The 14,739-nt window shown below is 61.5% G+C and carries 10 protein-coding genes and 2 pseudogenes; 8 read left to right on the plus strand and 4 right to left on the minus strand.

Annotated features, from left to right (window positions below; all coding sequences use genetic code 11):
* Positions 1-96 precede the first annotated feature (96 nt).
* From VGL22_RS16480 to VGL22_RS16490, 3 genes are all read left to right on the plus strand, one after another.
* A complete protein-coding gene (locus VGL22_RS16480; protein ID WP_465268037.1) occupies positions 97-1,155 on the plus strand; it encodes a LacI family DNA-binding transcriptional regulator in 1,059 nt (352 codons plus the stop codon).
* A 225-nt stretch (positions 1,156-1,380) separates the two neighbouring features.
* Positions 1,381-2,442, plus strand: coding sequence for an alpha-L-fucosidase (locus VGL22_RS16485; protein WP_465268038.1), 1,062 nt, complete (start codon positions 1,381-1,383; stop codon positions 2,440-2,442).
* Positions 2,443-2,451: 9 nt separating this feature from the next.
* Positions 2,452-3,444: a GRP family sugar transporter gene (locus tag VGL22_RS16490; protein WP_465268039.1), complete on the plus strand. Its 993-nt coding sequence runs from the start codon at positions 2,452-2,454 to the stop codon at positions 3,442-3,444.
* Between the two features lie 153 nt (positions 3,445-3,597).
* Here the strand turns inward: VGL22_RS16490 and VGL22_RS16495 are convergent.
* Positions 3,598-3,699, minus strand: a pseudogene (locus VGL22_RS16495) (hypothetical protein); the annotation flags it as partial.
* 47 nt (positions 3,700-3,746) lie between these two features.
* A pseudogene (locus VGL22_RS16500) lies at positions 3,747-3,968 on the minus strand (YbhB/YbcL family Raf kinase inhibitor-like protein); the annotation flags it as partial.
* A gap of 245 nt (positions 3,969-4,213) precedes the next feature.
* On the opposite strand from VGL22_RS16500, the gene VGL22_RS16505 reads away from it, so the two are divergent.
* Together VGL22_RS16505 and VGL22_RS16510 are read left to right on the plus strand one after the other, a co-directional pair.
* Positions 4,214-4,675, plus strand: coding sequence for a (2Fe-2S)-binding protein (locus VGL22_RS16505; protein ID WP_465268040.1), 462 nt, complete (start codon positions 4,214-4,216; stop codon positions 4,673-4,675).
* Positions 4,676-4,716: 41 nt separating this feature from the next.
* On the plus strand, positions 4,717-6,933 hold the full coding sequence (locus VGL22_RS16510; RefSeq protein WP_465268041.1) for a xanthine dehydrogenase family protein molybdopterin-binding subunit: 2,217 nt from the start codon (positions 4,717-4,719) through the stop codon (positions 6,931-6,933).
* A gap of 10 nt (positions 6,934-6,943) precedes the next feature.
* On the opposite strand, the gene VGL22_RS16515 is transcribed toward VGL22_RS16510, so the two are convergent.
* Positions 6,944-8,575: an amidase gene (locus VGL22_RS16515; RefSeq protein ID WP_465268068.1), complete on the minus strand. Its 1,632-nt coding sequence runs from the start codon at positions 8,573-8,575 to the stop codon at positions 6,944-6,946.
* A gap of 324 nt (positions 8,576-8,899) precedes the next feature.
* On the opposite strand from VGL22_RS16515, the gene VGL22_RS16520 reads away from it, so the two are divergent.
* Positions 8,900-9,685: a DeoR/GlpR family DNA-binding transcription regulator gene (locus tag VGL22_RS16520; protein ID WP_465268042.1), complete on the plus strand. Its 786-nt coding sequence runs from the start codon at positions 8,900-8,902 to the stop codon at positions 9,683-9,685.
* A gap of 22 nt (positions 9,686-9,707) precedes the next feature.
* Here the strand turns inward: VGL22_RS16520 and VGL22_RS16525 are convergent, their stop codons facing one another.
* Entirely contained in the window at positions 9,708-10,460 is a 753-nt protein-coding gene (locus VGL22_RS16525; RefSeq protein WP_465268043.1) for a copper homeostasis protein CutC, read from the minus strand.
* A gap of 198 nt (positions 10,461-10,658) precedes the next feature.
* Here VGL22_RS16525 and VGL22_RS16530 point away from each other — a divergent pair, with 198 nt between their 5' ends.
* Positions 10,659-13,331 (plus strand): glycoside hydrolase family 2 protein, encoded by a 2,673-nt coding sequence (locus VGL22_RS16530; protein WP_465268044.1) that lies wholly within the window; start codon positions 10,659-10,661, stop codon positions 13,329-13,331.
* Positions 13,331-14,662 carry an APC family permease gene (locus VGL22_RS16535; RefSeq protein ID WP_465268045.1) on the plus strand — a complete coding sequence of 444 codons (1,332 nt, stop codon included), beginning with the start codon at positions 13,331-13,333 and terminating at the stop codon, positions 14,660-14,662. The genes VGL22_RS16530 and VGL22_RS16535 overlap by 1 nt, the downstream gene beginning before the upstream one ends.
* The last annotated feature ends 77 nt before the right edge of the window (positions 14,663-14,739 follow it).

The raw sequence follows: 14,739 nt of genomic DNA on the forward strand, positions 1-14,739 counted from the left end.
TATGCTTTCGTGAAAGCATTCAAGGCACTGTCCATGGGCCCGCGTGCTGTTCGCGAACAGGAACAGCGCACTGCAGGACTGAAAAGAGGCACAGCCATGGCCAACATGAAGCAGATTGCGAAGCTCGCGGGTGTTTCCCTCGGCACCGTATCCCATGTTTTGAATAACACGGTGAAGGTGCGCGAACCGCTGCGCAACCGGGTTCTAGAAGCGATTCGCCAGACTGGCTATCAGCCGAGTCAACTGGCGCGGGGCCTGCGCAAGGACAAGACCGACATCCTTGCAATGATCATTCCTGACATCCTGAATCCGTTTTTTCCCGGCGTGGTGCGGGGAGCGGAAGATATCGCATTTGCAAACGGCTATCGCCTGGTGCTGTGCAATACAGACAACGATCATGACAAAGAAGTGGCCCATCTGAGGGCACTGCTGGCGTACCTGCCTTCGGGGCTGATCGTCATTCCCTCGGATTTCAGCGAACTGGTGGGGGAGACCGACTCTTTCCGCAAAGCGGGATCGGCTGTGGTATGCGTCGACAGAACTCCGCGCAACTGGGATGGCGACAGCGTCACGATCAATAATGACGGCGGCGCGTTTCATGCAACCTCGTACCTTATCGGGCTTGGCCATCGCCATTTGGCGGCGATCACAGGCCCTCTGCACCTGACCAACTCGCAGGATCGGCTGAAGGGATTCAAGAGAGCGGTGCGTAAGGCAGGTCTCCAACTGCCTCCGGGCTACCTGCAAGAGACCACTTTTGATAGGGCCGGCGGGTACGCGAAGGCCAAGATTTTGATGCGCATGGTGCCCAGGCCAACCGCGATTCTGGCCTGCAACGACTTGATTGGGCTGGGAGCGCTGATGGCCATACGAGAGGCAAAGCTGCGCTGTCCGGAGGATATCTCGCTGATCGGTTTTGATGGTCTTGATCTTGCGGACATTACCACCCCGCAACTCACCTCTGTGTATCAATCGCCCTATCAGCTTGGAGCGACCGCCGTGCAGTTGGCGCTGGATCGGCTGGCGAAGGTTGACAGTCCGGTACGTCAGGTTGTGCTCAACACAGAGCTTCGCATTCGCGAGTCGGTGGCGCCGCCGCTCGGAGCTGAACGAATTCGATCGCGCAAGGCTCGGGAAGCAGCTGCACTGGCGTGAACGCGCGTCGGATGACCGACCTGGGGATAAACTCGACAGCGTCCCTTTACCTGTCTTGACATGCAAATCGCCAGCATGTAGATTCATCCCGTTCTCTGAAAGCTTTCAAGCCTGCGGCAACACTGTGCGTTCGCACATCTCACTGGGACGAACTGAAGGGTGAGCCGGGATGCTGGCGGGTTTCTTGAGAGAGAAGAATCAAGGTGCACGCAAGGAGAAGTTCTGGTGAATCGACGCAGCGTGCTCAAGTTCATCACAGCCCCGGCAATCGGAGCGGCCCTGAATGGAATGACCCCGTCCTTTGCAACTGTGGCGCCGCCGGTTGGTCCCGCAACTGAGTTGACCCCAGCCCTCGACGCCTATCAGAAGCTGCGGTTCGGCTGCTCCTTCCACTTCGGCATGCCCAACTTTACGGGCGACGACTACGATGTTGGCAGAGTGCCCGCCAGCACCTACAATCCCACGCACCTCAACGTCCGGCAATGGATCAAGGTAGCGCACAGCCTCGGCGCAAAATACGCGATCCTGGTTGCAAAGTACATGTCGGGATTCACACTTTGGCCGTCCAAGGGCTATGACTATAGCGTTGCCAACAGCGGCAACAAGACGGACGTGGTGCGCGCGTTCGTGGATGCCTGTAACGAGTTCGGACTCAAAGCCGGCTTCTACTACTGCATCCTCGATCCGCATAACGAGGGCACATTCGAGAAGTTCGATTGGGACTCGCTGATCTCGGATCAGTATTTCAACACCATAAAGCGGCACGTGGCCGAATTGCATTCCCTCTATCCGAACACGTTCTATCAGCTATTCGACATAACGTGGAAGCTGAAACCGGAACAGCGCGCCGAACTCTACAGCCTGGTGAAGCAGCATAGTCCGGATTGCATCATCGTGATGAACCAGGGCTTCAGGCAGAGCCGGGTCAACCAGGGGCGCTCCTCCGAGAAGGCAAGCTGGCCATGCGATGTGATCAACGGAGAGGATACGCTGCCGCCGCTGGATGGTCATGATCCCCACGTCAAGTTTGAGGGGAAGCAGTACTACATGCCCTTCGAGACGTGGCTGCCTACGGGGCCGGTGTATCCGCCCATGCCGTGGATGCACACCTGGTTCTGGCATCCTTGGTACAAGACACAGCCCGCCGAAGTGATCGCGAAGTCTTACGAGATTTGCATGGGCAGCAACGCCAACCTGCTTTTGAATCTCACGCCTGACAACACGGGACGAATCCCCGAAGAACAGGTGACGACGATGACCCGCGTTGCCGAGTTGATCCATCGCTAAGAGGACGGCATGTACATACCAAGTCTTTATCCCATTGCGCTGTTCATGATGATCGTGACGATGATCTGCTGGGGCAGCTGGGCCAACACCCAAAAGCTGGCCAGGGGCTGGCGCTTTGAGCTGTTCTATTGGGATTACGTTCTGGGTATCGTGCTGATGGCCGTGGTGCTGGGCTTCACCATGGGGAACACCGATTCCTCTAGTCCTGACAGCTTCCTTGCCAATCTCCGCGCAGCCGACGGACAACATCTCTGCCTCGCTCTGCTGGGCGGCGCGGTCTTCAATGTGGCAAACATCCTGCTGGTTGCCGCCATCGCGATCGCCGGCCTGGCTGTAGCGTTCCCCATTGGTATCGGCCTCGCGCTGGTGATCGGCTCGGTGCTCAATTACATCATTCTCCCCAAGGGCAATCCAGTGCTGTTGTTCGGCGGGATCCTGTTGGTGATTGTCGCCATCGTGCTCGATGCTTTCGCCTATCGCAAGCTGGTGAAGGATCTCAGCGTCACTCGCAAAGGCATTCTGCTCAGTCTTCTTGCCGGAACCGGCATGGGTCTGTTCTATCCGTTCGTTGCCAAAGCGACCACCGGACCCCATCACCTTGGGCCTTATACGGTTGCGTTTGTGTTCTCCCTGGGCGTGCTGGCGTGCACCATCCCGGTGAACTACCTTTTTATGCGCAAGCCGATCTCAGGGCAGCCCGTCGCGATGAGCGACTACTTCCGCGGTTCCATGGCGTTCCACTTCTGGGGAATCCTTGGGGGCGCCATCTGGGGTATAGGCATGATTTCGAACTTCGTGGCCTCCTACGCACAGATGGTCGGGCCGGCCGCTGCGTACGCTCTGGGGCAGGGCGCCACGATGGTCTCAGCGGTCTGGGGCGTCTTTGTATGGCGTGAGTTCGCGGGCGCTCCGCCGGCAGCACGCAGGCTCGTGGCATTCATGTTCCTGTTTTTCCTCCTTGGGTTGAGTGGTGTGGCTGGGGCGCCTATTTTTGCGTTCTAAAGTCACATCGAAGAGTGTGACGGCCGTGTAGCCGCGAGCCTGGCGTTCTGCCCAGTAAGCAGTTCCTCCACTCATCACGTCAGCCTTGGAAAGTCCCATCCATTCTGCTTGTGTGAGCACGTGCCGCTGCATGCCATTCTCCAAGTCGCGGCGCTCGCTGCCCGCCTTCAACTCAAGTGCTTTGTCCAGCCCATAGAGCCGGAAGAAGTAGCGGTGTGCTTTGCCGGGATGCGGGCATGGTCCCGCATAGCCCATGCGGCCGAAGCCGTTTTTGCCTTGGCGCGCTCCATTCTCCAGAACCTCTCACGGGTGGGAACGCTCTCCGTCAGGCCGCCTGCGTCTGCCGGGATATCCCAGATAACCCAGTGTGTCCACGTACCGCCGGGCGCATCGGGATCATCCAGGATCAGAGCAAGCGATTGGGTATTCCGCGGCGTTACTTTCCAACTCACGGCCGACGAAACATCGTTGCCGGAGCAGGTGTACATCTTGGGGATTTCGGCGCCCTTTCCGAAAGCATCCATTCATAGCGCCAGTGACATGGCTGAGCCTTTCTGTGCGCAATGCGCCACGTGGAATCCTGGGGTGGGCCCATCCGGGGATCTGCAGCAACCAGACATGATGCGCCTGTTCTTCTGGGGCGGACGCAAACCCGTCAATCTTGGCTGAGCAGGCTCGACCGAGACTCGTAGTGACCCACGTCACTGATGATCCTCAGGCAGTTCGCAGACACTCGGAGGGTTGCAGCGCCGCCAAGGAGGGCCTGTCTGTGAAACTTACGGTGAATGAAAAGACCGTCCAGGTGGAGGCCTCCCCCGACACGCCGCTGCTGTGGGTACTGCGCGATTCGCTCGACCTGAGGGGCGCCAAATTCGGCTGTGGTGTGGGCTCCTGCGGTGCCTGTACGGTTCTGGTGGACGGGCGCCCGGTGCGGTCATGCATCACGCCGGTTTCAGCCGTAGCCAACGCGAAGATCACCACCATTGAAGGTCTCTCCGCGGAGGGTGCCCACCCGGTGCAGAAGGCGTGGCAGCAGGAGGACGTTCCGCAATGCGGATACTGCCAGTCGGGCCAGATCATGGCCGCAGTCGCCCTGCTAAGCCGCACTCCGAACCCGACCGACGAGCAGATTGACACGGCCATGCAGGGTAACCTTTGCCGCTGCGGAACCTATGCGCGTATTCGAAGCGCAATTCACCGCGCCGCGGGCCAGACCGCCCTGCGCGACTGATCAGCGTGAATTTGGACTGTAAGTGGAGGGGACGCGTGGCAATGAATCGGCGCCATTTTCTGCAGATGACGGCCCTCGCGGGCGGCGGGTTTGCGCTCGCACTCTACGAGCGGCCACTGGCCCGCGCCATGGGAGCAGGCCAACAGGCCGCCGGCCAGGGACTCTCTCCCCGCGCATTTCTTGAGATCCACTCCGACGGCACGGTGACGATCAAGTCGAAAAATCCTGAGATCGGTCAGGGCGTTCGCACCATGCTCCCCATGTTGATTGCCGAAGAGCTCGACGTGGATTGGAGCCAAGTGCGGGTGGCCCAGGCTGAACTCGATGAACACGCCTTTGGGCCGCAGTTCGCGGGCGGGTCCATGTCGACGCCTATGAACTGGGAGCCTCTGCGCCGAGTGGGCGCCGCGGCGCGCCAATTGATGATTACGGCCGCGGCGCGCAGATGGGGAGTGCCGGAAGGCGAGTGCTCTACTGCCGCGGGCAAGGTTCATCACGCAACATCACAGCGTTCGGTCAGCTATGGCGAAGTGGCGCAAGAGGCCTCGTCGCTTCCCCTGTCGGATGCGTCGTCCATCAAGCTGAAGGACGCGCGTGACTACCGCATCATCGGCAAGCCGCTGCCCAACGTCGACAACGCCGCGATCCTCGCCGGCAAGCCCATCTTTGGCGTCGATGTGAAGCTGCCCGGAATGCTGTACGCCGTGTTCCAAAAGTGCTCGGTGTTCGCAGGCAAGGTGAAAACAGCCAATCTCGACCACGTCCGCACCATGCCCGGCGTGCGCCACGCATTTGTGGTGGAGGGGACCGTAAAGCAGGCACCGATCGTCGGCTCCGATCCAGGCATTGAGCCGGGGATTGCCATTGTGGCCGATAGCTGGTGGCAGGCGCAGGCCGCACGCAAGGCACTCAAGGTGGAGTGGGATGAGGTGGCCGGCTCGGCATCGGCTGCGGCGCAGAGCAGCGCGGCATTCGAAGCGCAGGCGCAGAACCTGTTGAAGCAGTCTCCCGCGCACACCATCCGCTCTAACGGAAACCTCGACAGCGCATTCCAGAATGCCGCGAAGATCGTGGAAGCCAGCTACTCCTATCCGTTTCTGAATCACGCGACTCTAGAGCCGCAGAACGCCACCGCCCGCTTCAACGGCGGCAAGCTGGAAATATGGACCACCAGCCAGACACCCGGCGAGGGGCGCCGTTATGTTGCGCAGCAACTCGGAATCGCCGAGAGCGACATCACCGTTCACCTGGTGCGTGCCGGCGGGGGATTTGGCCGCCGGCTCATGAATGACTACATGGTGGAGGCGGCGTGGATCGCGCGCGAGGCAAAGTCGCCCGTGCAGGTGATGTGGTCACGCGAGGACGACTTTGCGCATGATGCCTTCCGCCCAGGCGGATGGCACGGCCTCAAGGCAGGGCTCGATGCGCAGGGGCACGTGACGGCGTGGAGCCAGCACCTCGTCACCTATGGGGAAGGCGAGCACACGGCGCCTACTGCGGACATCAGCGGGGACGAGTTCCCATCCGGCCGCGTTCCCAATTACCTGATCGGTCACTCCGCCATGCCGCTGTGGCTGCGGACCGGGCCAATGCGTGCGCCGGGAGCCAATGCCTATGCGTTCGTGGGGCAGTCGTTCGTGGATGAAGTAGCGCTGGCGGCCGCCCGCGATCCGCTCGATCTGCAGCTTGAGCTGCTCGCCACGCCCGTCGCGAACGGATCCGGCCGCCCTTCGGGTTTCAATGCGGAGCGTCTAGCGGGTGTCCTCAGGCAGGTGGCCGAGGAGTCCAACTGGCGCAACCGCGTCCGCGCGCCCGGCAGGGGCATGGGTATCGCCGCCTACTCCTGTCACTCGGGCTATTGCGCTGAGGTGGCTGAAGTCGCGGTAGATGCAGAGAACCGCATACGCGTGAACCAGGTGTGGGCCGTTGCCGACGTGGGCAGACAGATCATCAATCCCTCTGGCGCGCGTGCACAGGCGGAAGGTGGCATCCTCGAAGCGCTCGGTCACATGAACGTGGAAATCACGCTGGCCGGCGGCCGCGTGGAGCAGACCAACTACTGGCAGTACCATCTGCCCCGCATGCGTCACACGCCGAAGATGCACATCTCGTGGCGGATCACGGACAACCCACCCACCGGACTTGGGGAGCCGGTGATGCCCGCGGCCATTCCGGCGGTGTGCAACGCAATCTTTGCTGCGACAGGCAAGCGCGTGCGCTCGCTACCGATTACCCAGAGCGGGTTCAGCCTCGCGTAAGCTTGGCGCGTCACATCTTAGGATGAATGGGCAGCAAACCCCTTTCGACCAGCGCTGGAGGCTTGCGCAGGTGCGCAGCCTGCTCGAAGGCATAGGCCCAGCCCAGCAGGTCGCCGTCGTGCCAGCGGCGCGCGGAGATCTCCAGGCCGAATGGGAGCCCGCTCGGATAGAACCCTCCGGGAACGACAACAGCCGGCACCCCCAGCATGTTCACCCAGCCCGTGTCGCTGTGCGGGCCGGTGCTGAGCACGCCATCCTGCGGCATGGTCTCGTCGGGCGGCGGCATCTGGATGGCGGGATAAACATACCCATCAAGGTGCAGGCGGTCGAGCGTGTCGTCATACATGGCGAGCGCGCGGCGCTTCGGCCCAAGCACGTCGGCTTCAGCCTGGGGATTGCCTTCGAACCTCCGTTGCTTGACCACGGGCCGCAAATCGGCAGAGAGCGTACCCGGCTTATCGCCTCCGATGATCGTTGCCGGCAGGGGCGATCCCACTACGCGTTCGTACTCCGCGGGCGAGTGATATTGCGCCGGCCCGAACTCCGCGAGAAACTTCTCGGTGCCTTCGCGAATGTAGGGGAGTGTGCCAATGCGCGAGGCGGTTTCTGCGAAGCTCTCTGGCAGGATGGCGTCATCAAACACCACGGTTGCGCCGGCCGCGCGCAGCGCCTCCACCGCCTTCATAAAAGCCGCTCGAGTCTCCGGCTGGAGGGGGAGAACCGCTGATTTACGATCTGCCGCGGCCTGTTCCGGCGTTTCTGCGGCGGGAATGCCCTGAAAGGGAATGCCGGCTCCCGCCAGGATGAAAGCGGGAACCCCGAAGCGTTTTCCCTTCAGCGCGTCCGGCTTGAGGTATTTCGTGTAAGGGCCGGGCTGTGCCTGCTGGGCCGATCCAAGCGTCGCCGGGTCCAGCGGATCGGGGCCCGCCATCACCGTGAGAGCGATGGCTGCGTCGGTAACGTTGCGGGCGATGGGACCAGTGTTGTCCAGCAGCCAGTCGAGCGGTGCAATCCCGGCGATGCTCACCAGTCCGCGCGTGGGAAACACGCCAACCACTGCGCTCGTAGCGGCGGGCATGCGGATGGAATTGCCTGTATCGGTGCCGTTGCCCAGCACAGCCATATTCGAGGTGACGGCCGTGACGGTCCCGCCCGATGAGCCCCCGGGGCTGAAGCGCACATCATAGGCATTGCCGGTGCGGCCATAAGATGTGCTGCGGTTCGTATCGCTACCGGCGAAGTCAGGCATGTTGCTCTTGCCCAGGATGATGGCGCCGGCGGCACGCAGCTTCGCGACGATGGTGGCATCTTTCGGCGCCATCAGCTCGTGCCCGGGAATCACGTAGCCCTTCCAACCGTCGGTGGTTGCGAGCCCTCGGACGCTGGTGTTCTCCTTGATGACGATAGGCACGCCCCACAGCGGCCCGCGCGTCGTTGTGCCTGCGGACTTCATCTCGGCATCTTCGCGCGCCGCGGTTGCCAGGGCGCCCTGCACGTCGACGTACTCGATAGCTCCATAGGTGCCGTTATAGCGGCGGATGCGCGCGATGTGCCACTCCACCACGTCCGTCACGGTGTATCGGTGATCGCGATAAAACTGCTGAAGCTGCGGAACGGTGACTTCGAGCAGGTCCTGATCCATCTTTATCGTCGCAGGGGCTTCCTGCGACCCGGCGCTGAGAGCAGTCGCAAACAGTGCGCACGCAAAGATAGTTCTGAGCATCTGTAGAGCACTTGCCACGTTGTTCTCCCGAGGGATGTATTGGCAGCATGCCAATTCTTGCATTACAGGTACGCCCCGCCAAATCACGACGGAGACCCTCGGTGCGGGAGCGAGCTGTCAAAATCCGCTCGGAATGATCAGTTCGTTGAAAGAGATCGATTGAAACGATGACGCTCATGTATGATTCTAGGCGACCCAGGCAGCAGTTCCTTTTAAAGCGAGGGGAGAACGCCGCGTCGCATCATGTCCGAGTCGATAACCCGCCGTTCCGAGCAAATCGTCAAGCTTCTTCTTCGCTCCGGTTCGGCAACCATCGAGGAACTGCTGGCGGTCGCGGGTTCTTCCGCACCCAGCATTCGCCGCGACTTGGCACGGCTTGAAGCGCGCGGACTCATCCGGCGCACCCATGGAGGAGCAGAACTTGTGGAGCCTCTGCTCTACGAGCCGTTCCGATACGACAGCTCTTTCCTCGCGCGCGAGCAGCGCCACGCCGCTGAGAAGCGCCGCATCGGACTGGGTGCCGCCGAACTCGTGGAAGCGGGTGAAACCGTTGGCCTCTCTGCCGGAACCACCACAACGCATATCGGCCGCAGCCTGCGCCATCGCGAAAAGATCCAGGTTGTCACCAACGCCATCAACATCGGCATGGAACTCTGCAACCAGACCGCCATCCGCACCTATCTCACCGGCGGCGTCGTTCTTTGGCCATGGTCCTTTGCGCTGGCAGGCAATGCCGCGCTCAGCTTCCTCGACAATATGTATATGGACAAGGTTTTCATCAGCGTGACCGGCTTCGATGCCGAGCGCGGAGCGACGTCGCTCGAGGCCGATGAAGCTTTGGTCTATCGCAAGATGATCAAACAATCGAAGTCCGTGATCATCGCGGCTGATTCAAGCAAGCTGGGCAAGGTAAGCCCCGCGTTCATCTGCCCGGCCGGCGAAGTTCAGGTGCTGATCACCGATTCAGGAGCGAGCCCCGAATTGCTGGCCCCCTTCGAGCGCCAGGGAACAAAGATCCTGCGCGTGTGAGCACAAATACCTCTGACAACTTTTAATGATGCTGATGATTCAGCTCATTCGCCGCGTCAGCGGCAATCTGAGCGCACGCTTCGCACAGCAGCCGCACCGCCTCACGCACATCCTGCTCCAGGCGATCCGTCTCGCGGGGGTGTCCGTTGACAGGGGTGGATAGCGATCCGTGCAGGCACGAGACGCCGGCCCGGCGCACCACTTCGCGCAGATTGCTGAGCCGCAGTCCTCCGCCCGCCATCACTTCGAGCCGGCTTGCCGCCTGCGTTCGGATGCGCGCAATCGACGCCGCACCGGTGGCCACGTCGGCGGCTCCCCCTGAAGTCAGTAGATAGTCAGCGCCGGTTTCAATAACGGCATCGAGAGCCTCATTCAGATCCGGCGTCACATCAAAGGCGCGATGAAAAGTCACCTTCATCGGGCGCGCCAGTTCCGCGAGTTCGCGGCTCCTCTTTACGTCCACTCCGCCCTCGGGCAAGAGCACTCCCACCGCGACCCCGTGCGCACCGGCGGCCTTGGCCGCTCCCACCTGACGGCGCATGTGGGCGAACTCCTCGGATGTGAATACAAAATCTCCCGCTCGCGGCCTGATCAGCACATGCACCGGAATCGAGACGGAAGCGAGTACAGACGCGAGCAACGTGTGCCCGGGCGTGATCCCGCCCAGAGGCAGCTCCGCGCACAACTCTATGCGGTCTGCGCCCCCGCGGTCTGCGGCCACCGCGGCCGCCAGAGTCGGTGCACATAGCTCGAACGTAGGCTTCTCTGGAGACATGGTGAAGAACTGGCTTTCCTGTGTCAAAGCTTCGCAGAAAACCAGAAAATGCGCAACGTGTTGATTGGATTATGCTATTTTGATCAGGAACAACGAACCACGTGAAAAGCCCAGGCTGCGATCTTCATCTCCCTGAATACGGAGGATGCCGTTCCCAAGCGGTTCGGTCAGAGGTCCGGCCCTCGCGAGGGTTCAGAAATGAACGCGCCGATGAACTTCAAAACTCCTATCCTTGCCGTGATATCCGTTTTTTCCATCGCCTGCGCCCATGCGGGAACCCCGACTCCGCTGCATGACGGCTGGCGGCTGCAGTCAGCATGTTCCGTCAAGGCGGACGGAGCTGCAATTTCGACGCCGGGTTTCGCCTCCAACGACTGGCTGGAGACAACGGTTCCCAACACGGTTCTTGCGGCGCAGGTGGCCGGCAAGGTCTACCCCGATCCGTATTTCGGGATGAACCTGCGCAACATTCCGGGCAGCAACTATCCCATCGGCCACAACTTTTCCAATCTTCCCATGCCGCAAGACAGCCCCTATCGCTGTGGGTGGTGGTATCGCACTGAGTTCACGGCCCCCCCCGCAACGCGCGACCAGCGCGTATGGCTGCATTTTGGCGGCATCAACTATCGCGGTGAAATCTGGGTGAACGGCCATCGAATCGCGGACTCTACCCAGGTGGCGGGAGCCTATCGCGCCTATGACTTCGATGTGACCGACGCCCTGAAGCCCGGCGCGAAGAACATCCTCGCCGTCGAAACCTTTGCGCCCACCGAGAAAGACCTCGGCATCAACTGGGTGGACTGGAACCCCTGTCCGCCCGACAAAGATATGGGCCTCTGGGGTGAAGTAAATCTGGTCGAAACCGGTGCTGTCACGCTGCGCTCGCCCATGGCTGTCACGCACTTTACCGATTCGTCGCTGGCCACGGCCGAACTCACCGTCTACGCCGAACTGCACAACGCCACGAGTCGCGACATCCAGGGCGCTGTGAGCGCCACCGTCGCCGGCGTGCGCATCGAGCAGCCGGTTCGCCTTGCGGCGAATGAAGACAGAACCGTCGCTTTCTCCCCAGAGCAGTTCCCGAATCTTCGCATCCGTAATCCCAGGCCATGGTGGCCGGCGCAGATGGGCGAGCCTCACCTCGAGCAGCTCAACATCAGCTTCGCCGACCACGGCGTAAAGACCGATGAGAAATCCGTGGCCTTCGGCATCCGCGAGATCACGTCCGAGCTCAGCGCTACCGGCGGACGGCTGTTCCGCATCAACGGCAAGCCCATCCTGATCCGCGGAGCGGGCTGGTCGCAGGACATGCTGCTCCGCACGGACGGGCACCGCTTGCGCGATCAGATCCGCATGGTTGCGGACATGCACCTCAACACCATTCGCCTTGAAGGCAAGCTCGAGACCGAGGACTTCTTCCGCCTCACGGACGAGCAGGGAATCCTGGTGATGCTCGGCTGGTGCTGCTGCGATCACTGGGAACACTGGAACGAATGGGGTCCGCAGGATCTGCCCATTGCGACGGCGTCTTTACGCGATCAACTGCTGCGTCTGCGCTCGCATGCCAGCCTGCTCGTGTGGCTTAACGGCAGTGACAACGCGCCGCCCCCGAACGTCGAGCGCGCGTACCTGCAGGTTGAAAGCGATGTGCACTGGCCCAATCCGGTTCTCTCTGCGGCGTCTGCGCAAAACACCGCCGGCGCTGGACCTAACGGCGTCAAGATGACGGGGCCCTACGATTACGTAGCGCCGAGCTACTGGTATGTCGATCAGCACAACGGGGGCGCCTTCGGCTACAACACCGAGACGAGCCCCGGCCCGGCAATCACCTCGCTCGCGAGCCGCGCGAAATTTCTGCCCGATCCTGAAGCGTGGCCGCCCTCGGCGAACTGGTCGTATCACAACGGCGGCGGTGAATTCACCAATTTGAGGGTGCTCGATGAGGCTATGGCCGCGGTTTACGCCAAGCCCAGCTCCGCCGCGGATTACGAACGCACCGCGCAGACCATGGCGTATGACTCGGAACGCGCCATGTTCGAGGCCTACTCGAAGAATAAGTACGTGTCCACCGGGGTCATTCAGTGGATGCTGAACAACGCCTGGCCGTCGATGATCTGGCATCTCTACGACTACTATCTCGACACGGGCGCCGGCTATTACGCCGCCAAAAAGGCCTGCGAGCCGGTGCACATCCAATATTCTTACGATGACCGCTCCATCGTGGTTGTCAACAGCACCTACATGCCGATCGAGGGGCTGCATGCCAGCCTGCACGTGCGTGGGATGGGCTGGAAAGACTTGTACAAAGCCGAAGCCAGTCTGAATGCCGGCGCCGACAGTTCGCAGACGGTCTTCGAACTGCCTGAGAGCCTCTTAACCGGAGCGGAGAAGATCTTCTTCATCGAACTCGCACTCACTGACTCCGGCGGCCGCACCGTCAGCCGCAACTTCTATTGGGTGCCATACACGCTCACCACGTTTGATTTCGGGCGCACGGATTACACGCACACCGCCGCCCAACGCCATGAAGATCTCACCGCGCTCGCGAATCTGCCCAAAGCGCAGATCAAGGCAGACGCAACCCTGGAACGCGCCGGACATAGCCGCCGCGTTTCAGTGCAACTCAATAATCCATCCAACACGCTTGCCTTCCAGGTCAGCGTCGCACCGCGTACGGCAGACGGCGGCCTCATCGCCCCCGTGCTCTGGTCTGACAACTGGATTGAACTCGGCCCCGGCGAATCTGCGACTCTCACTGCCGACCTGCCTGACGGCGCGCCCGATTCTACGGTGATTCACGTGGATGGATGGAACATCAGCCCCCTCGTCCTCACGCCAGTCATTGCTGCGGCAGCGCATGGTGGCGAGTAGTGGCCGCGGCTGACGGAACCTCAGAGAGGCTCGGCCTCAGGCGCAGCCTGCGCTTCCGGGATCTAGTCCTCTACGGGATCATCCTGATTCAGCCAACGGCGCCCATGCCGGTCTTCGGCGTGCTCTACGACAAGTCCGGCGGCCACGTGCCCGCTACTATCCTCCTCGCCCTTGTGGCCATGCTCTTCACCGCCATCAGCTACGGCCGCATGGCGCGTGTATACCCGCACGGTGGTTCGGCGTTCCTGTATGTGGGCAAGGAGATTCACTCCAGCCTCGGCTACATCACCGGCTGGTGCCTGGTGATGGACTACATCATCAATCCGCTCATCTGCACCATCTGGTGCTCCAGTGCGGCCATGAATTTCATTCCCCAGGTACCCTATGTCGCCTGGGCCGCCTTCTTCGCAATCCTCTTCACTGCCCTCAACTGCAACGGCATCGAAACCTCGGCGCGCATCAACGCCCTGCTGGCGGCAGCCCTCGGCCTGGTTATTGTGTGGGTGCTCGCTGCGTCGGTGCGCTGGGTGCTGGCACTCGTACACCCGTCGGCCGCACTGTTCCTTGACCCGCTCTATAATCCTTCCAGCTTTCACACCAGCGCCGTACTCCGCGGGACCGCCACCGCCGTGCTCACTTACATCGGGTTTGACGGCATCTCCACACTCACGGACGAAGCGCGCGACCCTGAACGCACCGTGCCCCGCGCCATCGTTCTCACCTGCCTGATCACCGGCATCCTGGCGGTAGTCGAGGTCTACTTCGCCCAACTCGTCTGGCCGCGCGGAGCCGCTTTTCCTGACATCAATACCGCCTATGTGTACGTCTCCGGCCGCGTCGGTGGTCCGCTCCTCTTCGCCGTCGTCAATGCTGCGCTTCTGCTCGCCAATGTGGGTTCCGGCATGGCCTCGCAACTGGGCGCTGCACGCCTGCTTTACGCCATGGGCCAGGATGGCGCTCTCCCGCGCCGCTTCTTCGCCAGTGTGTCGCCCAAAAACCGCATTCCCCGCAACAACGTGATCCTCATTGGCGTCATCTGTCTCGCCGGGGCCATGATCTTCAGTTACTCGCTGGGAGCCGACCTGCTCAACTTCGGCGCGCTTCTCGCCTTCATGGGAGTCAACCTTGCCTCCATGCTCTGGGGCTGGCGTCACGGACGCGCCGCCCAGTGGTTCCCCATCCTCCTGTCGCTCGGCGGATTCGCAACCTGCGCCCTGCTCTGGTGGAACCTCGATCCCAAAGCCAAAATCGTCGGCACTGTCTGGGCCTTCAGTGGAATCCTTCTCTGGGTAATTCGCCGACGCTACACCGTGCTTCCGTCTCAAAGCTGATCGCCCTGGGATCGGCGGTGATATGCTCTTTATCCACACCCGGAACTGCCGGTGCGGCCGTTCGTTCCCGCCTTCAC

This window comes from Occallatibacter sp. (assembly GCF_036502485.1).
In the GTDB taxonomy this organism is placed as follows: Bacteria; Acidobacteriota; Terriglobia; order Terriglobales; family Acidobacteriaceae; genus Telmatobacter.